The organism is Streptomyces sp. NPDC041814 (assembly GCF_055590565.1).
The window spans coordinates 133638-155356 of the sequence record NZ_JBVJAM010000007.1 but is presented as its reverse complement, the minus strand read 5'-3'; the positions used below and the strand labels follow the sequence as shown (position 1 = coordinate 155356).

Sequence of the window (21719 nt, the reverse complement as noted above, 5' to 3'; positions counted from 1 at the left end):
GGTCAACGTGTACAAAGTTGAGTCTATTCCACTCAAGGCTGCGCGCGCCGAGAGTTGAGCGCATTCCACTCAAGGCGAAAACGCGCCGCGCCCCTTCCTCCGAGTGAAGCGGCCCCTGCGGGCACCCGCCACCGCTGGCCGTTCCCGCCCGCATACGCTGGGGTCCATGGCAGTCGACGTACACCAGCCGAGCCCTGAGTACCTCGCGTTCTGGCGCGAGAACCACGTGTGCACCCTCACCACACCCCGCCCCGACGGCACCCCGCACGTGGTCCCGGTGTGCGTGACGTACGACCCCGAGGCCGGCCTCGCCCGGGTCATCACCAACAAGCACAGCCGCAAGGTGGCCAACATCCTGGCCGCGGGTCCGGACGGCGCCCGGGTCGCCGCGTGCCAGGTGCACCGCCGCCGCTGGGCGACCCTGGAGGGCGTGGCCCGGATCAGCACGGACCCGGAGCGCGTCGCGGAGGCCGTACGTCGCCACACGGAGCGCTACGACCGGGTGCCGTCGCCCAACCCGGACCGGGTCGTCATCGAGATCACCCTGGACCGGGCGCTCGGCCGCGGCTGAGCGTGCGGCCCGCGGGCAAAGCACAACGGCGCCACCGTGTTCAGGTCACGGTGGCGCCGTTGTGTGGGGGAAGTGACTGAGCGACGTGGAACGACGGGGGATCGCTCAGGCACTGTGGGGGGTGGCGGCAATGGTTTCTGGCTCGAACAGCTGATGGTCACGCTGCGCGAGATTCACGAAGATCATGTCGTACCGAATGGCACAGCGCACCGGTTGCGGCGCGCCCCGCGGCTTGCGCAGGCACCGGTAGGCGCGGACCTCGCCGTCGTCCTCGCGGGCGACGACGACCGGGTCGCCGAACAGGGTGACCATCAACGAGTCACCACGGTGGGGCAGCGCCGTGACGAGGTCGATGAAATGCCACCCTGACCGGTAGGCGGTCGCCATCTCACGCCGGAAGGTCCGGTCGTCCGGAGGGGTGGTCAAGGCCGGTCCTGAGGAATCGAGTAACCCCACCCCACGTCGCCCTGCGGCAGAGTACCGATGGCTACGGAGTCGCTGCCCGATCCGAGGTCTGGCGGAGAGACCTGCGCCATGAGCAGCAGCGCAGCAGCCGCAACTACAGTGCCAAGCACTGAGCGAAGCAATCTCTTGAACATAGCCGGCTTCGTCCTCACTTGATGGAATCGTCTCCCCCGCTCCACTAGAAGACGATGGCTCATTCGGACACGTCAAAGCCACAGAACCGATGCATCATGTTCCTGAATGTTCAGGACCCTGGGGGGTGGAGCTTTGCCCGCAATCGATGCCAAACCGGCACATACTCATTCGGTGGCGGATCTATGTGCCGACGGGGTCAGGCTGTACTCGGCCGCGCTGGGCGTCGGGCGCATCGCCCGAACCGAGGTGCAACCGGCTCCCTGCCTGATCGAATTCGGCCTTCTGCTGCCCGACCCCGACGACGATTCCTGGCTCCGCCCGGTTCCGCCGTCCGCCGCGCTCGCACAGCGGCTCCATCCCCTGGAACGCGAGATCCAGGACCGCAGGCGCACGTCGGTGGAACTGACCAACGCGTTCGAACCTTTCATGGCGATCAGTGCGCAGCGGCCCGCCGCCACGCACGCGATCACAGTGCTGGAGGGCATCGACCGGATCAACGGGGCGCTGGATCTGGCCATTTCCGAGAGCCGGCAAGAGGTGCTGACCGTCCAGCCGGGAGGCAAGCGCAGCGAGGAGGTGCTGAGCGAGGCCCTGGCGCGCAGCAAGCCTCTCATCGATTCCGGGATCAGCGTCCGCACGCTCTACCAGCACACCGTCAGGCACAGCCAGCGCACCTACGCGTACGTGGACCTCATGGCCGGCGCCCGCATGGAGATCCGGACGCTGGAGGAACTCATCGAGCGCCTCATCATCTGCGACGACACTGTGGCGTTCATTCCGGCCAGGGACGACCCGCCCATCGCGCTGGAGCTGCGGCACCCCGGCCTGGTCGCGTACCTGACGAAGGTATTCGAACAGCTCTGGAGCAGGGCCGTCCCGCTGAACGAGGCCGCGCCCTACAATCCGGCACGCGACGGCATCACGGGTGTTCAACGCTCCATCGCCCAACTCCTCGTGGAGGGGCACGTGGACGAAGCCATAGCCCGCCGCCTCGGCATGAACGTGCGTACCTGCCGGGCCCACGTGGCAAAACTGTCCGCCGTTCTCGGCAGCACCAGCCGCGCCCAACTCGGCTACCTGATCGCCCGGTCAGGAATCCTGGACCAGGATTCCTGACCGGCAGCCGGCCCCAAAGATCCCCACCCCCCGGGCCGGGCGGGCGGGCCACGCAATGGGGGAGAGCATGGCCGCGCCCTTGATCAGCCGGGGGAGTTCCCGGCTCCCCCGACAGCTCCACACTGGCCCGGGAACTAGGCTGGCACCACCGTCATCTTGCTGCACTGCCAAAAGTGGGGGGTCCCGAATGGGCAGGGACGAGGACATACCGCATCAGCCGCACGGCGATCTGGAACTGTGCGAAGCCGGCGTCGGGACGTACACCGAAGCGCTCAGAGCGGGCCGGCTCCCCCGCTCCGCGCTCGAAGCCGCTCCTTGCCTCACCGAGTTGGCCCTTGTCCACCCCGACCCTCAGGAGGATGGCTGGATCCGGCCGGTGCCACCGTCCTCGGCTCTCGCCCACCTGCTGCAGCCCGTCACGCGGGAGATCCACGAACGCATCAGGCTCTCCGCCGCCCTGGCCGACTCCCTGGCGCCGCTGGCCTCCATCGCCAGCACCGACCCCAACCTCGCCATCACCGTCCTGGAGGGCATCCCGCTGATCGAGGCGGCCATCCAGAACGCCACGGACGGCGCACGGGACGAGGTCCTGACCCTGCAGCCCAGCGGCAACCGACCGGTGGACCAGCTCAAGAAGGCACTGGGCCGGGGGCTGGCCATGACCGAGCGCGGCGTGACGCTGCGCCACATCTACCAGCACCCCGCCCGCTACAGCCCGGCCATCAAGGCCTATCTGGACGACATGCCGCCGGCCTCCATCCAGGTGCGCACCATCGAGCAGACGGTCGAGCGTCTATTCGTCTTCGACGGCACCGTCGCCTTCATCCCGGCCAGCCCCGAACGCGATGTCGCACTGGAGATCCGCCACCCCGCACTCGTCCGCTACCTGATCCAGGTGTACGAGGTGCTGTGGGCCCAGGCCAAGCCGCTGACCTCCCCCCTCCAGGCGCCCGCGCACGACACCCCGATCACCGCCGCCCAGCTGAGCGTCGCCCGCCTCCTCGTCGAGGGGAACACCGATCAGGTCGTGGCCCGCAAGCTGGCCATCAGCGTCCGCACCTGCCGCGCCCACATCGCCAAACTCATGCACACCCTCAACGCCACCAGCCGCACCCACCTCGGCGCCCTCCTCGTCCAGTCCGGCCTCGTGGAGGGTGCCGGACAGGGCTCCGGGGAAGGCGCCGGGGAATGACCGTGCCGGCGACGCACCCCCACAGCGAACGGGAGCTCTGCGAAGCCGCCCTCGCCGTCTACGGGGACGCCCTCGCCGCCGGCCGCATCGCCCGCAGCGCCGCGGAGCCCGCCCCCTGCCTCACCGCACTCGGACTGCTCCTCCCCGACCCGCGGGACGGGGCGTGGCTGCGCCCCGTGCCGCCGTCCGCGGTGCTGGGGCAACTGCTCAGCCCTCTCAGCCGCGAGATCGACGCACGGGTCCGGCTGACGACCGAGCTGACCCGGTCCCTGCTGCCGCTGCTCGCGGAGACGGAAACCGACGGGAACCCCACTCGTCCGGTCACCGTGATCGAAGGGGCCGACCGGATACGCGCGGCGCTGCACAACGCCTCGCGGTCCGCCCGGGAGGAAGTCCTGACCGCCCAGCCCGGCGGCAACCGCCTGGCCCACAACATGCGCCAGGGCCGGACGAACGCGGAGTTCGTCCTCGCGGCGGGCGGGCGGCTCAGACACCTCTACCAGCACTCGGCGCGCTACAGCCCCCGGCTCAAGGAGTACCTGGCGGAGATCCCGGCCGACCGCCTGCAGATCCGCACCATGGAGCAGAGCGTGGGCCGCATGCTCGTCTTCGACCGGGCCGTCGCCTACCTCCCCGCCGACCCCGACGGCAACACCGCCCTGGAGATCCGCCACCCCGCCCTCGTGCGCTATCTGACCGCCGTCTACGAAACGCTCTGGGCCCTCGCCACCCCCTTCGGCGATCCCCTTCCCACCGCGCTTCCCGGCGCCCCCGTCACCGCCGTCCAGCAGAGCATCGCCCGCCTCCTGGCCGACGGCTGCACCGACCAGGCCGCAGCGGAAAGGCTCGGCATCAGCGTCCGCACCTGCCGCGCCCACATCGCCAAACTCATGCACACCCTCAACGCCACCAGCCGCACCCACCTCGGCGCCCTCCTCGTCCAGTCCGGCCTCGCGGAGCCCACCCGATGACCCTGCCGCCCGAACACCGCCACGGCGGAAGCGAACTCTGCGAGGAGGCCATCAGCCTCTATACGCAGGCGCTCACCCAGGGCAGCATCGCCCGGTCCGCCGCCGCGCACGTGCCCTGCGTCGCCGACGGCGCCCTGCTCCTTCCCGACCCCCACGACAGCCTCCGGCTGCGCCCCGTACCGCCCACCGCCGGGCTGGCGCACCTGCTGCATCCGCTCGCCCGCCAGGTCTTCGACCAGGTACGCGCGATCGACCGGCTGGCCAAGTCCCTCGTCCCCCTCGCGTCGGCGAACCGAGAACCCGTCCCGCTCGTCACGCTCCACGGTCGGTCGGCCATCCAGGCGTCCATCAACGGCTCCGCGGACGGTGCCAGAGACGAGATCCTGACCATCCAGCCCGGCAGCACCCGTACACCGGAACAGCTCCGGATCGCGCTGTCAGGGACGCTGCCCACGGTCGCGCGGGGCGTCCGCGTCCGGCACATCTACCAGCACTCCGCGCGCTACAGCCCCCCGCTCAAGGAGTACCTGGCCCAGCTGCCCAGCGGGCTCCTGAAGGTCCGCACCCTGGAACGGGCCATCGACCGCCTCATCATCTTCGACCGGGCCGTCGCCTACCTCCCCGCATCCCCCGACGGCAACACCGCCCTGGAGATCCGCCACCCCGCCCTCGTGCGCTACCTGGCCGCCGTCTACGAAACCCTCTGGGCCCTCGCCACGCCCTTCACCCAGCACCTCCCCACCGCCCTCCCCGGCGCCCCCGTCACCGCCGTCCAGCAGAGCATCGCCCGCCTCCTGGCCGACGGCTGCACCGACCAGGCCGCAGCGGAAGAGCTCGGCATCAGCGTCCGCACCTGCCGCGCCCACATCGCCAAACTCATGCACACCCTCAACGCCACCAGCCGCACCCACCTCGGCGCCCTCCTCGTCCGCTCCGGCCTCGTGGAGGCCCCGGCCGGCCCCGTATACGCGAAACGGCCCGCCACACCCGGAAGTCCGGGGTGACGGGCCGCCTGGCGCGGGGTCAGTCCTTGGGGCGCTTGGGGCGCCAGACCACCAGGGCGCTGGTCTGCTGCACGTCCTGGTACGGGACCAGGTCGCGCCGGTACGACGCGTGGACCTGGGCCTCGCGCTGCTGCATGGCCGCCGCGGCTCCGTCCACGGCCGCCGAGAGTTCGGCGACGCGCTGCTGGAGCGCCGCGACCTGGTTCTCCAGTTCGATGATGCGCTTGATGCCGGCGAGGTTGATGCCCTCGTCCTGCGACAGCTGCTGCACCGTGCGCAACAGCTCGATGTCGCGGGCCGAGTAGCGCCGGCCACGTCCGGCCGTACGGTCGGGCGAGACCAGGCCGAGGCGGTCGTACTGGCGCAGTGTCTGCGGATGCAGGCCCGACAGCTGGGCCGCGATCGAGATCACGTACACCGGGGACTCGTCGGTCAGTTCGTAAGGATTACGCCGTCGGCCGTCCACCTCAAGCTCCCTTCGCCGCCTGGAACAGCTCCGCCCTGGGGTCATGCCCCGCGGTCGCCTTGCGGTATGCCTCCAGCGCGTCCCTGGCCTCGGTACCGAGGTCGGTGGGCACGGTCACCTCGACGGTGACCAGGAGGTCTCCCCGGGTGCCGTCCTTGCGGACCGCGCCCTTGCCACGGGCCCGCATCGTACGCCCATTCGGCGTACCGGCCGGTAGCTTGAGGGTCACGGACGGGCCGCCGAGCGTCGGCACCTTCACCTCGCCGCCGAGCGCCGCCTCCGTGAAGGTGACGGGCACCGTGACGGTGAGGTTGTCGCCCTTGCGGCCGAAGACCGGGTGGGCGTCGACGTGGACCACGACGTACAGATCGCCCGCCGGTCCGCCGCGCTCGCCCGGGGCGCCCTTGCCGCGCAGCCGGATGCGCTGGCCGTCCGAGACGCCCGGCGGGATCCGCACCTGCATGGTGTTCGAGGAGCGGGCCCGGCCGCTGCCCTTGCAGACGTCGCACGGGTCCTGGGCGATGAGGCCGCGGCCCTTGCAGTCCACGCACGGGTCGGTCAGCGAGAAGCCGCCACCGCTGCCGCGCGAGACCTGACCGGTGCCGACACAGGTCGGGCAGACCCTGGGGGTGCCGTTCTTGTCGCCGGTGCCGGAGCACGCCTTGCAGGGGGCCTGGCTGGACATCCGGAGCGGGACCGTGGCCCCGTCGACCGCCTCGGTGAAGCTGAGGGTCACCTCGGACTCGATGTCCTGGCCGCGCCGCGGCTGCACCCTCGTACCGGCGCCGCCGCCGCGGTTGAAGAGGCCGCCGAACACGTCGCCGAGGCCGCCGCCGCCGAAACCGCCGGCGCCCCCCTGGCCCCCGCCCTGGGCGCCTCCGAAGAGGTCCCCCAGGTCGAAGTTGAAGTTGCCCTGGGCACCGCCCGGCCCGGCGCGGAAGCCGCCGTTGCCGAAGAGGGCGCGCGCCTCGTCGTACTCCTTGCGCCTCTTGGTGTCGCCGAGGACGTCATTCGCCTCGGAGATCTCCTTGAAGCGCTCCTCCGCCTTGTCGTCGCCCTTGTTGGCGTCCGGGTGGAACTCGCGGGCGAGCTTCCGGTACGCCTTCTTGATCTCGGCGTCGGTGGCGTCCTTGGGGACGCCGAGAACCTTGTAGTAGTCCTTCTCGACGAAGTCCTTCGTACTCATCGACGTCCCTCCTTCCGGACGACCGGCCGGGAGCCCCCCGTCCGGGCGGCGCCGGGCCCGCAGGCCCCGGCACCGACCGGACGGGAGGCCCGGGTGGCCGGGCGGTGTGCTGCCAGGTGATCGGACGGAATGTCAGACCTCCTCGCCGCCACCGCTCTCCTCGTCGTCTGCCTTCTCTTCCTTCGCGGCCGCGGGGGCCGCCCCCGGCTGGGGTTCGGCGACGGCCACCCGCGCGGGGCGGATGGTGCGCTCGCCGATCCGGTAACCGGGCTGCAGGATCGCCACGCAGGTCGTCTCCTCGACGTCCGGCGCGTAGCTGTGCATCAGGGCCTCGTGGACCGTCGGGTCGAAGGGCTCGCCCTCCTTGCCGAACTGCTGGAGGCCCAGCTTCGCGACGACCGTCTCCAGCGATTCAGCCACCGACTTGAACCCGCCCACGAGCTCGCCGTGCTCCCGGGCCCGGCCGACGTCGTCCAGGACGGGCAGCAGCTCGGACAGGAGGTTCGCGACGGCGATCTCCTTGACCGTGACCCGGTCCCGCTCCACACGGCGGCGGTAGTTCTGGTATTCGGCCTGAAGCCGCTGGAGGTCACCGGTGCGCTCGTTGAGCGCCGTGCGGGCCTGGTCCAGCTGCGCGGTCAGGGCCGTGGTCTCGTTCGCGTCCCCGGCCGGGGCCGCCGCCTCCTCCTCGGAGGGGGTGGCGGCCTTCGGCTCGGCGTCGTCAGAGGTGGCGCCGGAGGGGACGTCGGGCTCCTCCTCGAAGCCCGGAGTCTCCTCGGTCACGCCGCACCGCCCTTGGAGTCCTTCTCGTCGTCCACGATCTCGGCGTCGACGACGTCGTCCTGGGCCTGCTCGGCACCCGGCTGCGCGTCGGCCTGCGGGCCGCCCTCGGCCTGGGCGTTGGCGTACATCGCCTGGCCCAGCTTCTGGGAGACGGCGGCGACCTTCTCGGTGGCCGTGCGGATCTCGGCGGAGTCCTCGCCCTTGAGCTTCTCCTTCAGCTCGGTGACCGCGGTCTCCACCTCCGTCTTCACGTCGGCCGGGACCTTGTCCTCGTTGTCCTTGAGGAACTTCTCGGTCTGGTAGACGAGCTGCTCGCCCTGGTTGCGCGACTCGGCGGCCTCGCGGCGGGCGTGGTCCTCCTCCGCGTACTTCTCGGCCTCCTCACGCATCCGGTTGACCTCGTCCTTCGGCAGCGAGGAGCCGCCGGTGACGGTCATCTTCTGCTCCTTGCCGGTGCCGAGGTCCTTGGCCGTCACGTGCATGATGCCGTTGGCGTCGATGTCGAAGGAGACCTCGATCTGCGGGACCCCGCGCGGGGCCGGCGGCAGACCGGTCAGCTCGAACATCCCGAGCTTCTTGTTGTACGCCGCGATCTCGCGCTCGCCCTGGTAGACCTGGATCTGCACGGACGGCTGGTTGTCCTCGGCCGTCGTGAAGATCTCGGACCGCTTGGTCGGGATCGTGGTGTTGCGCTCGATGAGCTTGGTCATGATGCCGCCCTTGGTCTCGATACCGAGGGACAGCGGGGTGACGTCGAGGAGCAGGACGTCCTTGACCTCGCCCTTGAGGACGCCGGCCTGGAGCGAGGCGCCGATGGCGACGACCTCGTCCGGGTTCACGCTCTTGTTGGCCTCCTGGCCACCGGTCAGCTCTTTGACGAGCTCGGTGACGGCCGGCATACGGGTCGAGCCACCGACGAGAACGACGTGGTCGATCTCGGAGAGCTGGATGCCCGCGTCCTTGATGACGTTGTGGAACGGCGTCTTGCAGCGGTCCAGGAGGTCCGCGGTGAGCTGCTGGAACTGCGAGCGCGTGAGCTTCTCGTCCAGGTGCAGCGGGCCCTCGGCGGACGCCGTGATGTACGGCAGGTTGATCGTGGTCTCCGTCGAGGAGGACAGCTCGATCTTCGCCTTCTCCGCGGCCTCGCGGAGACGCTGGAGAGCCATCTTGTCCTTGGACAGGTCCACGCCGTGGCCGTTGGCGAACTGCTTCACCAGGTAGTCGACGACGCGCTGGTCCCAGTCGTCACCACCGAGCTGGTTGTCACCGTTGGTGGCCTTCACCTCGACGACGCCGTCGCCGATCTCCAGGAGGGACACGTCGAAGGTGCCGCCACCGAGGTCGAAGACGAGGATCGTCTGGTCGTCCTTGTCGAGCCCGTACGCCAGCGCGGCGGCGGTCGGCTCGTTGACGATGCGCAGGACGTTCAGGCCCGCGATCTCGCCGGCCTCCTTCGTCGCCTGGCGCTCGGAGTCGTTGAAGTACGCCGGGACGGTGATCACCGCGTCGGTGACCTTCTCGCCCAGGTACGACTCGGCGTCACGCTTGAGCTTCTGCAGGATGAAGGCGCTCATCTGCTGCGGGTTGAAGCTCTTGCCGTCCAGGTCGACCTTCCAGTCGGTGCCCATGTGGCGCTTGACCGAGCGGATGGTCCTGTCGACGTTGGTCACTGCCTGGCGCTTGGCGACCTCGCCGACCAGCACCTCGCCGTTCTTCGCGAAGGCGACGACGGACGGCGTGGTCCTGGCGCCCTCTGCGTTGGTGATGACGGTGGGCTCGCCGCCTTCGAGAACGCTGACGACGGAGTTAGTCGTGCCCAGGTCGATGCCGACCGCACGTGCCATTTCGATTCCTCCAACTGACTACTTGAGTGGATCTGACTCAAGGATGCACGACTCCCCTGCCGGAGTCAACAGACCTGAGTCGACACGACTCAACTTAGGTGCTCCCCATGCGCGCCATCGGCGACACCTGGCGCCTCAGGCGCCGCACAGCCCTCCCCCATCATGGCCGCATGGGATCGTTCTGTCACAAAATGCCGCGAGCAGCACAAAAGCGGCATTCAGTCCGCCGATTGCAGGCAGGTGCGAACGATGCGTACGCAGAAACAGTGGGGAAGAGGACCCCGGCCGCCCCTCCGGCGCCCGCCCCGGCTCCCCCGCCCGACCGCCAAACGCACCCTCGACCTGCTCCTCGGCTCGGCCCTGCTGCTCCTCGCCTCCCCTTTACTGGCCGCCGCCGCCCTGGCGCTGGCCGTACGGGGCCGCCGCGTGACGCGGCACTCCCCGCGCACCGGCCTGCACGGCGCCCCCTTCGCCCTGCGCTCCCTGGACACCCGGTGGCTGAAGCTGGACGTGGTTTCGCGCCTGCACCACGTGGTGCGCGGCGAGCTCTCCCTCGTCGGGCCCGCGCCGCTCGCCCCGGGCGACGTACGGAACGGCACCGGGGGCGCCCGGCGCTGGCGTCAGGAACTGAAGCCCGGGCTGACCGGCCTGGCCCAGGTGCGGCACCGGTCGGCGATGCCGTGGGACGAGGCGGACCTGCTGGACCAGCACTACGCCGGGCACCAGGGGCTGCGGCTGGACCTCGCGATCCTCGCCGAGGCCGTACGCGTACCCCTGCGCGAGGCGGCCCACACCCTGCCGCGGCCCGGCAAGGCACGCCTGAGCGACACAGATCACCGCCTGCCCGGCTACAGCACGGCGGAATAAGTGGGTAGTGTCGGCACAGACTGATTAAGTTACTGCTTAGTAGTAGCGATACTCGTAGTTCCGGTGGTCACTGGAAGACGCAGTACCCGCTAGTAGACGCTGGATCGATCCCACCTCGCAGGCCCGAGGAGCCCCCAATGCAACTCGCCGCGATCATCGTGTCGCTGGTGCTGACCGTGGTCGGCGTTGCGCTCATCGCCCGAGCCGTCGCGCAGATCTACCGGTTCGTCACGCTCGGACAGCCGGTCCCGGCCGGCAGCCGTACCGACTCCGTGAAAGACCGCACGATCACCCTGGCCAAGGAGTTCGTCGGCCACACCAGGATGAACCGATGGGGCGTCATCGGCGTCGCCCACTGGTTCGTCGCCGTCGGCTTCCTGACCCTGGGCCTGACCATCGTCACGGCGTACGGTCAGCTGTTCAAGGCCGACTGGGTCCTGCCCGTCCTCGGTGGCTGGCTGCCGTACGAGGTGTACACGGAGTTCATCGCGCTCGCGACCACCGTGGGCATCGTCGTCCTCATCGCCATCCGCCAGCTGAACCTGCCCGCCCGGGCCGGCCGCAAGTCGCGTTTCGCGGGTTCGAAGATGGGCCAGGCGTACTTCGTCGAAGCCGTCATCCTCGTCATCGGTCTCGCGATCATGACGCTCCGCGGCCTTGAGGGCGCACTGCACCACGTCGACGGCTACGAGGCCGCCTACTTCGCCTCGTATCCGCTGGTCGCGGCGTTCAAAGGGCTCAGCCTCGGGACGCTCCAGAACCTCGTCTACCTCACCGCCATGATCAAGCTCGGGGTCACCATGACCTGGGCGATCACCGTCGGGCTCAACACCAACATGGGTGTCGCCTGGCACCGCTTCCTGGCCTTCCCGAACATCTGGTTCAAGCGGAACGCCGACGGCGCGGTCGCGCTGGGGGCCCTGCAGCCGATGACGACCGGCGGCAAGGAGATCGACTGGGAGGACCCGGCCGACGACGCCGTGTTCGGTGTCTCCCAGGTCGAGCAGTTCTCCTGGAAGGGCATCCTCGACTTCTCCACCTGCACCGAGTGCGGCCGCTGCCAGTCGCAGTGCCCCGCCTGGAACACCGGCAAGCCGCTCTCGCCGAAGCTCCTGATCATGTCCCTGCGCGACCACGCGCACGCCAAGGCCCCGTACCTGCTGGCCGGCGGCGGCAAGGACATGGAGGGCGAGGAGAAGGCGACCGAGGAGCAGCTGAAGGACGTTCCCGCGGCCGCCCTCGCGGAGGCCGAGCGCCCGCTGGTCGGCACGGTCGAGGAGAACGGCGTCATCGACCCGGACGTCCTCTGGTCCTGCACCACCTGCGGCGCCTGTGTCGAGCAGTGCCCGGTCGACATCGAGCACGTCGACCACATCGTCGACATGCGCCGCTACCAGGTGATGATCGAGTCCGCGTTCCCGTCCGAGGCGGGGACCATGCTCAAGAACCTGGAGAAGAAGGGCAACCCCTGGGGGCTCGCCAAGAAGCAGCGCGTCGAGTGGACCAAGGAGGTCGACTTCGAGGTCCCGATCGTCGGCAAGGACGTCGAGGACCTCACCGAGGTCGACTACCTCTACTGGGTCGGCTGCGCCGGCGCCCTGGAGGACCGCGCCAAGAAGACCACCAAGGCCTTCGCGGAGCTGCTGCACATCGCGGGCGTCAAGTTCGCGATCATGGGCGGCGACGAGAAGTGCACCGGTGACTCGGCCCGCCGTCTCGGCAACGAGCCGCTGTTCCAGCAGCTCGGCGCGGAGAACGTGGCGATGCTGAACATGGCCTTCGGCGAGGACGACGAGGACGACTCGACCAAGAAGGCCAAGGCCGCGAAGAAGATCGTCGCGACCTGCCCGCACTGCTTCAACACGATCGCGAACGAGTACCCGCAGCTCGGCGGCGAGTACGAGGTCATCCACCACACGCAGCTGCTCCAGCACCTCATCGACGAGGGCAAGCTGATCCCGGTGACCCCGGTCGAGGGCCTGATCACGTACCACGACCCCTGCTACCTGGGCCGCCACAACAAGATCTACACGCCCCCGCGCGAGATCATCGCGAAGGTGCCGGGTCTCCGGAACGAGGAGATGCACCGCCACAAGGAGCGCGGCTTCTGCTGCGGCGCCGGTGGTGCCCGGATGTGGATGGAGGAGCGGATCGGCAAGCGCATCAACAACGAGCGCGTCGACGAGGCCCTCTCCCTCAACCCGGACATCGTCTCGACGGCCTGCCCGTTCTGCCTGGTCATGCTGACCGACTCGGTCAACGGCAAGAAGAACGAGGGCAAGGCGAAGGAGTCCGTCCAGGTGGTGGACGTCTCCCAGCTGCTGCTCGACTCCGTGAAGACCCCGGCCGACCCGGCGGGCGACCAGGAGTCGGCGGACGAACCGGAGCCGGAACCGGCGAAGTAGCCGGACCGGCGTCACGGCGCGGCGAAGCGGTCGGACCTGCCTCGGGGGCAGGACCGGCCGCTTCCGCGTTCCGCCTCCGGGTTTCCCTTCCGGGAGGCTGGGGAAAGCCCTCCGGGGTTCCCTTAGGGGATGTCACAGCTGGGCGTCAAAGGCCGGTACTTCCCCGGCCCCGGGCCCCCGTAACCGGCGGACCGGGTACGTTCGATGACGTGGCTGGATTCAGGATCGGACGCGGCCGGGACAACCGCACCCCGCAGCAAGGGCAACAGCAACCGCGGCAGCAGCGGTACGGCAATCAGGCACCGCCGCCGTACGGGCAGCAGCAATGGCCGCCGTCGGGAGGACACGGCGCCCCGCACCACGCCGCACCGGGCTACCACGGCGGCGGCGCGTACCCCGCGGGCGGCGGCTACACCGGCGCCGGGCCGGACGAGCCCGAGTACTTCACCGACCCCACGCCGTACCCGCATCCCCAGGGCGCCAACCACGGCGACCCGTACGCGAACAATCCGGGGCACACGCAGGCGTTCCGCGTGGACGAGGAGCCGTACAGCGACGGCAGCGCCTACCGCGCCGGCCACGCTCCCGCGGCCCCCATAGGCCCGCGGCTGCACTGGAAGCAGCTGCTGAGCGGCATCGTGACGCGCCCCGGCCCGACGTTCTGGCAGATGCGCGACTACGCGGTCTGGGGCCCCGCCCTGACCGTGACGTTCCTCTACGGCCTCCTGGCCCTCTTCGGCTTCGACCAGGCCCGCGACGACGCGATCCACGCCCCGGTCTCCAACGCCGTGCCCTACGTCATCCTCACGGGCGTCTGCTTCGTGCTCGGCGGCCTGGTGCTGGGCGCGGTCACCCACACGCTGGCCCGCCAGCTCGGCGGCGACGGCTCCTGGCAGCCGACGGTGGGCCTGTCCATGCTGATCATGTCGATCACGGACGTGCCGCGCCTGGTCTTCGCGATGTTCCTGGGCGGCGAGAACTCACTGGTCGTCATCCTCGGCTGGGTCACCTGGCTGGCCGCCGCGGCGCTCCTCACCTCGATGGTGAGCAAGTCGCACGACCTGCCGTGGCCGAAGGCGCTGGGCGCGTCGGCGATCCAGCTGCTGGCTCTGGTCTCGATCCTGAAGCTGGGCACGATCTGACGACCGCGCCGCGCTCACGCGAAAGGGCCCCGGGTGACCGGGGCCCTTTTTCGCGCTGCGCGGCTGCCACTAGGCGTCGAGAACCTGCCCGCTGCGCCGCACGACGGGCTTCTCCACGCTCCACGGGAAGTTGATCCAGCGGTCGGTCTTCTTCCACACGTACTCGCATTTCACGAGCGAGTGGGACTTCTCGTAGATCACCGCGGACCGCACCTCGGCGACGTGGTCGATGCAGAAGTCGCGCACCAGCTTCAGCGTCTTGCCGGTGTCGGCGACGTCGTCGGCGATCAGGACCTTCTTGTCCGAGAAGTCGATGACGTTGGGCACCGGCGCCAGCATGACCGGCATCTCCAGGGTGGTGCCCACGCCCGTGTAGAACTCCACGTTCACCAGGTGGATGTTCTTGCAGTCCAGCGCGTACGCCAGCCCGCCCGCGACGAACACCCCGCCGCGCGCGATGCTCAGCACCACGTCCGGCTCGTACCCGTCGTCGGCGACGGCCTGCGCCAGCTCCCGTACGGCGTGCCCGAAGCCGTCGTACGTCAGGTTCTCGCGTACCTCGTCGGTCATCGGGCCCTCACACCTGCGTCCGGTGGAAATTCATGAAGGAACGCGACGCGGTGGGACCGCGCTGCCCCTGGTATCGCGACCCGTACCGCTCGGAGCCGTAAGGGAACTCGGACGGAGAACTCAGCCGGAACATGCACAGCTGGCCGATCTTCATACCGGGCCAGAGCTTTATCGGCAGCGTCGCGAGATTCGACAGCTCCAGGGTCACGTGCCCGGAGAAGCCCGGGTCGATGAAGCCCGCCGTGGAATGCGTGACCAGCCCGAGCCGCCCGAGCGAGCTCTTGCCCTCCAGCCGCGACGCGAGATCGTCGGGCAGCGAGATGACCTCGTACGTCGACGCCAGCACGAACTCCCCGGGATGCAGGATGAACGCGTCATCCCCTTCCGGTTCGACGGTGCGGGTCAGGTCCACCTGCTCGACGGCGGGGTCGATGTGCGGGTAGCGGTGGTTCTCGAACACCCGGAAATAGCGGTCGAGCCGCACGTCGATGCTCGACGGCTGCACCATCGACGCGTCGAATGGATCAATGCGTACGCGTCCGGCGTCGATCTCGGCGCGGATGTCCTTGTCTGAGAGAAGCACCCACCGAGGATACGCAGAACGCGCGGGCCCGCCCTCATCGGGCCGCCCGCGCGTTCCGTCATCCGTCACCCGCCGCCACTACCGCCGCTCGAAGACCACGGGCACGGCATGCCGCAACCGAGCGCAGCGAGGACACCGGATGAGCCGCCCGGGCCCGATCCGCCCTGCCCCGAGCTGCTGCATCGGAAACGAGCTGGTAGCGAAAACGTGCCCTTCGGCACAGCGGACGACGGTGCGCTCCATGGAGTCCATCAAGTCCCTTCCCCATCAAGCCGTGGACGAGACCGCCACATTAGGGGATGAACGGGACCCCCCTCCACGCGGCACTCCGACACCCACGCTACGCCCCCAACTCCCGCCACACACACGGCCGGTCCGGGACGTCGCCGCGAGGGGATCGTGATGGGGTACAGTGTCCGAGGATGCGCCGCTGAATACAGCGCCGCGCATTTTCGCGGGTGTAGTTTAATGGTAGAACATGAGCTTCCCAAGCTCAGAGCGCGAGTTCGATTCTCGTCACCCGCTCCATAACTAAGGCCCAGGTCATCGACTCGGGCCTTGTTTGTTGTCTGGACTTGTCCAAGTGTTCCTCCCTTACCGGAGCTGGGAGAGGGCATGCATGACCGGGCCGTTGCAGGAGCCCGGCTCGACGAAGGCGCTGAGCGGGTCGGTCGGGCACAGCCGTGCTTCTCGTCCGGCTCGACGTCGTTCCAGGCGGCGATACGCATCACCGCCGTACCCACCTCCGCAGGAGAGCGCTCCCCGTTCAGCACGAGGTAGCCGTATAACTCGTGCTCGTCAACCGGCCAGAGCGCGAAGTCGTCGGTGGCGAGGATTTGCAGAACGGGTTGCATCACCATCACATGGGGATGATGCCGGACCCGCTGCTGCACCGCCACGGGCTTTCAGCTGCCGCACCGGACTTGGAAACGGGCCCGCTAAGCGGTGTCCCGTAACTCGGGGCAGAGGCCCGTGGGTCGCCACAGACGGACCGGCTTGTCCGGTTGCGCCCCGACTACCGGCCTCAATACGATCCCGGCCAAGCAGGTCGAACCGGACATCGGCAAGCGGCTCCGGAGGTACGGGACAGCCCTTCGCTGGGCAGTTTCGCGGTGCGCTCCGCGTAGGCGAGGGACCGTACCGAAGCCGATGCCTAACTCTCCTACTGGGCGCCCGCCCGTTGTCACCCGCTCCGCGTCAAAGGCCAGGTTATCGAGCCGGCCCCTGGCCATCGGAGCACTCCCGGACGCTATGTCAGACGCATGGGGCAAGGTAGCCGGGGGCGGGGCTGTCGCGGTTCGCCCGGGGTGGACGAGAAACCTGTGGAGAAAGTGACATGCCGAAGATCCCCAAAGGGCGGCGGGTGGGCCAGGCCGCGGTGAACGCGCTGCGCACACTGCTGGAGCAGCACGACCACATCGTGCAGGAGATATCCGGGCAGAACGACTTCGGTGAAGATTTCTACGTCACCTTCACCGACGACGACGATGTCACCAGCGACACGATCAAGGTCCAGGTCAAGGGAGGCGACAGCTGGCGTCGGGGCAACGGCTATGTCGTGCCCGTCGACCGGCATCGCGATACCTGGTCGGAGGGCAACATCCCGGTCTACTGCGTGGTGTACGACCCGGACACCAAGGAGCTGTACTGGGCCAACGCCACCCAGCAGCTCCGCCGCTCCGGTCCCTTCCATGAGCCGCGCTTCATCGGGATCAGCCCCAATGCGGTGCTGAACGACACCACCATGGGCTCCTTCGTCGCCCAGGCACGCCGCTACGTCGGGCGCTATCGCGGCCGGCAGGCCGTTCTTACTCACCTTGAGGAGATGTCCGGAGCGGAATTCGACCCTGCCGATCACGTTCTGCACTTCGTCAACGGTGACGACGAAGACCTCATCTTCTGGAAGCGCCCGGGCGACACAGTGGCGACACTGCTGCTCAGCACCCAGGAATGGGAACCGGCCTGGGTCACTCTGGAGTCGCTGATGCGGTCCGAGCTTCAGCTGCCCGAGCCCCCGGAGGACCTCGGGACCCCGGACATCGATCTGTTGACCGCCGAAGACCTGGGGCTGGACCGAACCGAACTGATGTGGGTGGCCGCGTGCTTCGCCTCCACCCGGCAGGCCGACGAAGGCCCGGAGGGCGAACTCGTCGAGTGCGAGGGATGCCCGAGTTGCACCGGGGAGGAGCCCCCGGAACACGGCAGTATTGCAGCGGACGTCATCCATACGTACGTACTCGAGCTCATACTCGACCGCATCGATTCCGAGCCCGACCTCGTGCAGCGCTCGATCCGAGCGATGCGGGAGGAAATCGAGCTGGAACCGAACATCTTGGCCGAACTCGGCTCCCTCGAAACCGAGCCAGGCATCGTCCGACAGGTGCACAAGCTCAGCCGGGCAACGGTGGAATCGGTGGACGACATCGAACCGGAGGCCTACCGGCTCGCCATCCTGTATCTCATCCAGAGTATCTACGTGGGCGGCCCCTCGCTCCCCCTCGACGAACAGGTCCGAATAATCTGGCGCGTCCCCGAACCGGCAGGGAGGGACTGACATCCAGATCCTCGCGTGAGCGTCCGTACCTGACGGCGACGACGCCGTCGTCCGACCGGGCCACAACTTCCCTGTAGCGACGGTAAGACCTTTAGGGGCACCTAACCTGAACAAGTCGAAGAAGCCCGACGGCAGAGCCTTTGGTCGCTCACCAAGGCGCCAATGATCCCACTCCGCCGCAAGCAGCCGGGGCACCGCGAGCCACCCGTTGCATACTCCGGTATGCTTGCATTATGTCCTCAACGACTCGCATCACCGTCACGCTCCCCAGCGATCAGGTGGCGGAGCTCCGCAAACTCACGGACAACGTCTCGGGCTACGTAGCGGAAGCCGTAGCCCGCCAGATCCGGCACCAACTCCTGAGCGAGGACCTCCGCCGCCATAAGGAGGAGCACGGAGCATTCAGCGACGAGGAGCTCGCCGAGGCGCACGCGAAAATCTTCGGCGGCAACGTTTCCGCCAGGGGCGCGGACGCCGCGTGAGCGAGCGCATCGAAACCGTCGTCCTGGACTCGGAAGGGCTCTCCGCCTGGATCGCGCAGGACCGCAAGCTCCTCGCGATGTTTCAGGTCTTCCACGACATGGGAGCCGACCTCGTGATCGGGGCCAACACCATCGTGGAAGCCACCCACTCCCGTACCAACATGCCCCGCCTGAACTGGGCCCTGTCCCGCATCAAGGTGGAGCCCGTCACCGAGCAGGCGGCGAAAGCGGCGGCTGGTCTCCTCAAAGCCGCCGGGCTGCACGGGCACAAGTACGCCATCGACGCCACGGTCGCCGAGGTCGCGCTCCGTCAGCCGAAACCCGTCACCCTGCTGACGTCCGACAGCGATGACATGACCAAGCTCTGCGGCAACCAAGTCCGCATCATCCCCCTCTGACCAGTCGGCCCGCCCGGATCACGCGCCCGCTGCGAAGTCCTGCGGCCGGTCGAACCGCTCGTCGCCCGGCATGGGGAGGGGACCGAAGAACCCTTCGGTCCCCTCCCACGTCCGGTCAGAGCCAGGAGTCCCAGATGCCGTACGCCGTCGATCGGGTCACGGCTTCGACGCCCGAGGCGTCGAGCCGTACGACGCGGTAGTAGTACAGGCCGAGCCGGTCCTCGTGCACCGTGGTGTCCATGTAGAACGCGGCGTCACCCGTCGCGCCCTCCGCCAGGACGACGTAAGCGGCAGTGACGGGGTCCCAGCGCTCCACGCGGTAGCTCGCGAACCGGGAACAGTCCCCGAGTCCGGAGCTTTCAGAGCAGCCGACGTAAAGATCCGGGTACTGGCCCTCACGGACCTCGGTCTCCGTCCAGCCCGGCGGCTGGGTGTCGGGCAGGGTGACCGAGACCTCGGCGGGGTGGAGGACATCGAGTGGATCGTCGCGGTAATCGTCCATCGCGGCCACCTTGTAAACGTGGGTGGCGCCGTCCGGCACTGTCGGGCAGAGGATTTCGGTCCTGGTCAGGGAGCTTCCGGTCCAGCAGTTGTCCTTCCAGACCGTCTCACCGCTGTCCGGGTCGGTGACGCCCTGCCACGCGCGGTAGCCGGAGACATCGGTGTCGGTGGGCGGCGTCCAGGTCAGCCGGACGCCGAGCGGGACTCGTTCCGCGGTCAGGTCCTGGACCGCGGCGGGACGCTGGGTGTCCGGGGTGGTCTCCGTGGCGGGCGGGCCGGGCTGCGACACATGTCCGTACCGGTCGGTCGTCACGACTCGGTACTCGTACGTCGTCTCCGACTTGCCCTGGACGTCCCAGCAGCTGCCGTTGACCTGTTTGCGGGCGGACAGAGGAGCATCGTCGTCCGCCCAGGTCCAGTACGTGTCCGGGTCATCAAGCGGCAGGTCCACCGAGCGGTTCGGCTTGCACTGGTCCACGATGTCGGTCTCGCCGGTCGCGGTGTCGGTCCGGATGATCTTGTACGTGGGAAGAGGCTGCTCATCGACGGTCCATGGGTCGACGCTGCTCCACTCGACCATCACACCCTCGTCGAACTTGCTGGCAGTGGTCTTGAACGCGGGGATTGCCTCCGGACGATCGGCCAACTCCAGAGTGATCTCCACCGGCGCGGCAGGGTTGCCCTTGGCGTCCAGCGAGCGCACCGCGTACCGGTAGCTGTCGGCGACGGCGGCCGACTGGTGCGGCACCACGTCGGTCCCGGTGCTGGGGCTGCCCTCGGCAAGAACGTCGACGTAACCACCCGTCGCCGGTTCGTACTGGAGGACCTGGTACGAGGCGGCCCCGGTGACGGGCAACCACACCAAATGCGGAACGCCCGACCGGTACTCGGCTCGGAGCCCCGTGACAGCGGCGGGCGGAGTCAGGTCGGGGGTGGTGAACGTCGTGGCGGCCGAGTACGCCGACCAGTTCCCGGCGGCGTCCCGGGCCCGCCCTCGGTAGGTGACCTTGCTGCCGTCGGCCCGGTAGCCGGTGTCGCAGATCGCACCCTTGGTGCCGGAGTAGACGGTGCTCCAGCTCTTCGTGGTCGCGTCGAGCCGCTGCATCTCGTACCGGGCGATGTCAGCGGCGTTCTTCGCGGTGGTGACCAGCTCCGGTGCCGCGAAGGGCTGGTCGGCCGGGCAGGCATCCCATTCGACGAAGGGCGCGGCGGGCGGCGTCCTGTCGACGGTGGTGACGAGCTTGTCGGGGCTGCCGCCGGAGACATTGCCCGCCTTGTCGACGGCCCGCACCTCGTAGTAGTAGGCCGCTCCGGTCTTCGGCAGCGCGCTGTCGGTGTACGACGTGGCGGTGGTCGTCGCGAGTTGCTTGCCGTACGGCGCGCCCTTCAGCCGCCGGTAGACCCGGTAGTTCGCCAGGTCCATCTCCTTGCTCCTGGTCCAGGTGAGCTTGGCGGCGCCGGTGGCGGAGTTGTACGAGACGGCCGTGCCAGTCGGGATGAGCGGCTTGACCTTGTCGTAGGCGGCGGAGGTGCGTGGCGTATAGGCGAACCTGACGTTCGCGGAACCCGTCCAGTTGACGAAGTCGAAGCGGATCGTGTGCTTGCCTGCGGGGATCGTCACGTTGACCGTCTTCTTGACGGTGGTGGGGACGTTCTTCCACACGACGATTTTCCGGACGCCATCGAGGTAGACGCGCATTCCGTCCTGGGCGGAGGCCGTGAACGTGAAGGGACCACCGGAGCCGAAGTCGCGCGTCACCGACCAGCGCACGCCGAAGTTGTTGGACGGCACGCCGGGGACGGGTGCCCCCTTGCCCCAGTTCTGGTCGATCACGGAATCGCAGTCCGTCTTCTTCGGCGTGCCCGAGAACGTCGTGTTCGCGAAGAACTGCCGCTTGAAGACGGGGGAAGTGCAGTTCACCGCCGCAGAAGCAGGTACGGCGGTGGCGTAGAGCACTCCGCCTGCCGTGGCCAGAACCAAGGCGGTGGCGGTCGTGCGTCTGGCTGGGTTCATCAAGTCCTTCAGTCCTGTTCGGCGGCCGATGTCGGACAGACGTCTTGGAACAAGACGGACAGGAGGGTCGGTTGGTTGTACAAGCCTCAGCCGTAACAGCTCAGACGCTGGGGCACGGTCTCCGTAGCGACTCCCGTACCCGGTCCGTGCCCTGCAGAGCGGGCAACGGCGGTCAGGCGCGCGGTTCCCAGGGGCCGTAGCCATACACCCCGCCTGGCGAAAAAATGCAGGTCAGAGCCCTTCAACGGGCCCAAGAACCGTTGATTCCCAGGCTCAGAGCGCGAGTTCGATTCTCGTCACCCGCTCTTTGAATCAAGGCCCTGGTCAATGACCGGGGCCTCTTCTTGTTTGCTCGGTCCGAAGCCGGAGAGCACTTCGGCGACCGCCAGGGCACTGGCGAACCTCCCCCGAGCCGCTGCGCCCCTGCCGCCCCGCACACCGCACCGATCGGAAGCAGCCACGGTCCTGGA

General features: G+C 68.6%; 19 protein-coding genes and 1 tRNA gene. 12 read left to right on the top strand and 8 right to left on the bottom strand.

Annotated features, from left to right (window positions below):
* Positions 1–166 precede the first annotated feature (166 nt).
* Complete coding sequence (locus ACZ6C6_RS19380; RefSeq protein ID WP_361027622.1) at positions 167–571, top strand: pyridoxamine 5'-phosphate oxidase family protein; 405 nt, start codon at positions 167–169, stop codon at positions 569–571.
* Between the two features lie 105 nt (positions 572–676).
* On the opposite strand, the gene ACZ6C6_RS19375 is transcribed toward ACZ6C6_RS19380, so the two are convergent.
* On the bottom strand, positions 677–997 hold the full coding sequence (locus ACZ6C6_RS19375) for a Rieske (2Fe-2S) protein (RefSeq protein ID WP_018102083.1): 321 nt from the start codon (positions 995–997) through the stop codon (positions 677–679).
* A 279-nt stretch (positions 998–1276) separates the two neighbouring features.
* On the opposite strand from ACZ6C6_RS19375, the gene ACZ6C6_RS19370 reads away from it, so the two are divergent.
* The 4 genes from ACZ6C6_RS19370 to ACZ6C6_RS19355 all read left to right on the top strand — a co-directional run bounded on the left by ACZ6C6_RS19370 (position 1277) and on the right by ACZ6C6_RS19355 (position 5454).
* The gene (locus tag ACZ6C6_RS19370; protein WP_469204311.1) at positions 1277–2287 is read left to right on the top strand and encodes a helix-turn-helix transcriptional regulator; all 1011 of its coding nucleotides are present in this window, start codon (positions 1277–1279) and stop codon (positions 2285–2287) included.
* 187 nt (positions 2288–2474) lie between these two features.
* Positions 2475–3479: a helix-turn-helix transcriptional regulator gene (locus ACZ6C6_RS19365; RefSeq protein ID WP_469204309.1), complete on the top strand. Its 1005-nt coding sequence runs from the start codon at positions 2475–2477 to the stop codon at positions 3477–3479.
* On the top strand, positions 3476–4450 hold the full coding sequence (locus ACZ6C6_RS19360; RefSeq protein ID WP_469204307.1) for a helix-turn-helix transcriptional regulator: 975 nt from the start codon (positions 3476–3478) through the stop codon (positions 4448–4450). Before ACZ6C6_RS19365 ends, ACZ6C6_RS19360 begins: the two co-directional genes overlap by 4 nt.
* Positions 4447–5454, top strand: a complete 1008-nt coding sequence (locus tag ACZ6C6_RS19355; protein WP_469204305.1) for a helix-turn-helix transcriptional regulator — start codon at positions 4447–4449, stop codon at positions 5452–5454. Before ACZ6C6_RS19360 ends, ACZ6C6_RS19355 begins: the two co-directional genes overlap by 4 nt.
* 19 nt (positions 5455–5473) lie before the next feature.
* Here the strand turns inward: ACZ6C6_RS19355 and ACZ6C6_RS19350 are convergent, their stop codons facing one another.
* The 4 genes from ACZ6C6_RS19350 to dnaK all read right to left on the bottom strand — a co-directional run bounded on the left by ACZ6C6_RS19350 (position 5474) and on the right by dnaK (position 9733).
* On the bottom strand, positions 5474–5920 hold the full coding sequence (locus ACZ6C6_RS19350; protein ID WP_018522258.1) for a heat shock protein transcriptional repressor HspR: 447 nt from the start codon (positions 5918–5920) through the stop codon (positions 5474–5476).
* Between the two features lies 1 nt (position 5921).
* Positions 5922–7106, bottom strand: a complete 1185-nt coding sequence (gene dnaJ / locus ACZ6C6_RS19345) for a molecular chaperone DnaJ (protein WP_469204303.1) — start codon at positions 7104–7106, stop codon at positions 5922–5924.
* A 132-nt stretch (positions 7107–7238) separates the two neighbouring features.
* Entirely contained in the window at positions 7239–7889 is a 651-nt protein-coding gene (grpE, locus tag ACZ6C6_RS19340) for a nucleotide exchange factor GrpE (RefSeq protein ID WP_469204301.1), read from the bottom strand.
* Positions 7886–9733 (bottom strand): molecular chaperone DnaK, encoded by a 1848-nt coding sequence (gene dnaK / locus ACZ6C6_RS19335; protein ID WP_164402816.1) that lies wholly within the window; start codon positions 9731–9733, stop codon positions 7886–7888. Before dnaK ends, grpE begins: the two co-directional genes overlap by 4 nt.
* 249 nt (positions 9734–9982) lie before the next feature.
* On the opposite strand from dnaK, the gene ACZ6C6_RS19330 reads away from it, so the two are divergent.
* The 3 genes from ACZ6C6_RS19330 to ACZ6C6_RS19320 all read left to right on the top strand — a co-directional run bounded on the left by ACZ6C6_RS19330 (position 9983) and on the right by ACZ6C6_RS19320 (position 14147).
* Positions 9983–10600: a sugar transferase gene (locus ACZ6C6_RS19330; RefSeq protein WP_469204299.1), complete on the top strand. Its 618-nt coding sequence runs from the start codon at positions 9983–9985 to the stop codon at positions 10598–10600.
* Between the two features lie 137 nt (positions 10601–10737).
* Entirely contained in the window at positions 10738–13005 is a 2268-nt protein-coding gene (locus tag ACZ6C6_RS19325; protein ID WP_469204297.1) for a (Fe-S)-binding protein, read from the top strand.
* A gap of 209 nt (positions 13006–13214) precedes the next feature.
* On the top strand, positions 13215–14147 hold the full coding sequence (locus tag ACZ6C6_RS19320) for a Yip1 family protein (RefSeq protein ID WP_469204295.1): 933 nt from the start codon (positions 13215–13217) through the stop codon (positions 14145–14147).
* Between the two features lie 69 nt (positions 14148–14216).
* Here ACZ6C6_RS19320 and ACZ6C6_RS19315 read toward each other — a convergent pair whose 3' ends face one another.
* Both ACZ6C6_RS19315 and dcd read right to left on the bottom strand, forming a co-directional pair.
* A complete protein-coding gene (locus tag ACZ6C6_RS19315) occupies positions 14217–14717 on the bottom strand; it encodes a phosphoribosyltransferase (RefSeq protein ID WP_469204293.1) in 501 nt (166 codons plus the stop codon).
* Positions 14718–14724: 7 nt separating this feature from the next.
* On the bottom strand, positions 14725–15300 hold the full coding sequence (dcd, locus tag ACZ6C6_RS19310) for a dCTP deaminase (RefSeq protein ID WP_018102070.1): 576 nt from the start codon (positions 15298–15300) through the stop codon (positions 14725–14727).
* Positions 15301–15754: 454 nt separating this feature from the next.
* On the opposite strand from dcd, the gene ACZ6C6_RS19305 reads away from it, so the two are divergent.
* The 4 genes from ACZ6C6_RS19305 (at position 15755) to ACZ6C6_RS19290 (ending at position 18734) form a co-directional block, all read left to right on the top strand.
* A tRNA-Gly gene (locus tag ACZ6C6_RS19305) sits at positions 15755–15828 on the top strand.
* 808 nt (positions 15829–16636) lie between these two features.
* Positions 16637–17854 (top strand): DUF4365 domain-containing protein, encoded by a 1218-nt coding sequence (locus ACZ6C6_RS19300; RefSeq protein ID WP_469204283.1) that lies wholly within the window; start codon positions 16637–16639, stop codon positions 17852–17854.
* A 233-nt stretch (positions 17855–18087) separates the two neighbouring features.
* Positions 18088–18336 (top strand): type II toxin-antitoxin system CcdA family antitoxin, encoded by a 249-nt coding sequence (locus tag ACZ6C6_RS19295; protein WP_469204281.1) that lies wholly within the window; start codon positions 18088–18090, stop codon positions 18334–18336.
* Positions 18333–18734 carry a DNA-binding protein gene (locus ACZ6C6_RS19290; protein WP_469204279.1) on the top strand — a complete coding sequence of 134 codons (402 nt, stop codon included), beginning with the start codon at positions 18333–18335 and terminating at the stop codon, positions 18732–18734. The genes ACZ6C6_RS19295 and ACZ6C6_RS19290 overlap by 4 nt, the downstream gene beginning before the upstream one ends.
* A 115-nt stretch (positions 18735–18849) precedes the next feature.
* On the opposite strand, the gene ACZ6C6_RS19285 is transcribed toward ACZ6C6_RS19290, so the two are convergent.
* Positions 18850–21249, bottom strand: a complete 2400-nt coding sequence (locus ACZ6C6_RS19285) for a fibronectin type III domain-containing protein (protein ID WP_469204277.1) — start codon at positions 21247–21249, stop codon at positions 18850–18852.
* Positions 21250–21719: the final 470 nt, after the last annotated feature.

What these genes read in the sequence shown, in the direction of transcription:
- ACZ6C6_RS19380 (WP_361027622.1), top strand. Translation starts at nt 167, where the DNA reads ATGGCAGTCGACGTACACCAGCCGAGCCCTGAGTACCTCGCGTTCTGG.
- ACZ6C6_RS19370 (WP_469204311.1), top strand. Translation starts at nt 1,277, where the DNA reads ATGTTCAGGACCCTGGGGGGTGGAGCTTTGCCCGCAATCGATGCCAAA.
- ACZ6C6_RS19365 (WP_469204309.1), top strand. Translation starts at nt 2,475, where the DNA reads ATGGGCAGGGACGAGGACATACCGCATCAGCCGCACGGCGATCTGGAA.
- ACZ6C6_RS19360 (WP_469204307.1), top strand. Translation starts at nt 3,476, where the DNA reads ATGACCGTGCCGGCGACGCACCCCCACAGCGAACGGGAGCTCTGCGAA.
- ACZ6C6_RS19355 (WP_469204305.1), top strand. Translation starts at nt 4,447, where the DNA reads ATGACCCTGCCGCCCGAACACCGCCACGGCGGAAGCGAACTCTGCGAG.
- dnaJ (WP_469204303.1), bottom strand. Translation starts at nt 7,106, where the DNA reads ATGAGTACGAAGGACTTCGTCGAGAAGGACTACTACAAGGTTCTCGGC.
- dnaK (WP_164402816.1), bottom strand. Translation starts at nt 9,733, where the DNA reads ATGGCACGTGCGGTCGGCATCGACCTGGGCACGACTAACTCCGTCGTC.
- ACZ6C6_RS19330 (WP_469204299.1), top strand. Translation starts at nt 9,983, where the DNA reads ATGCGTACGCAGAAACAGTGGGGAAGAGGACCCCGGCCGCCCCTCCGG.
- ACZ6C6_RS19325 (WP_469204297.1), top strand. Translation starts at nt 10,738, where the DNA reads ATGCAACTCGCCGCGATCATCGTGTCGCTGGTGCTGACCGTGGTCGGC.
- ACZ6C6_RS19315 (WP_469204293.1), bottom strand. Translation starts at nt 14,717, where the DNA reads ATGACCGACGAGGTACGCGAGAACCTGACGTACGACGGCTTCGGGCAC.
- ACZ6C6_RS19300 (WP_469204283.1), top strand. Translation starts at nt 16,637, where the DNA reads ATGCCGAAGATCCCCAAAGGGCGGCGGGTGGGCCAGGCCGCGGTGAAC.
- ACZ6C6_RS19295 (WP_469204281.1), top strand. Translation starts at nt 18,088, where the DNA reads ATGTCCTCAACGACTCGCATCACCGTCACGCTCCCCAGCGATCAGGTG.
- ACZ6C6_RS19285 (WP_469204277.1), bottom strand. Translation starts at nt 21,249, where the DNA reads ATGAACCCAGCCAGACGCACGACCGCCACCGCCTTGGTTCTGGCCACG.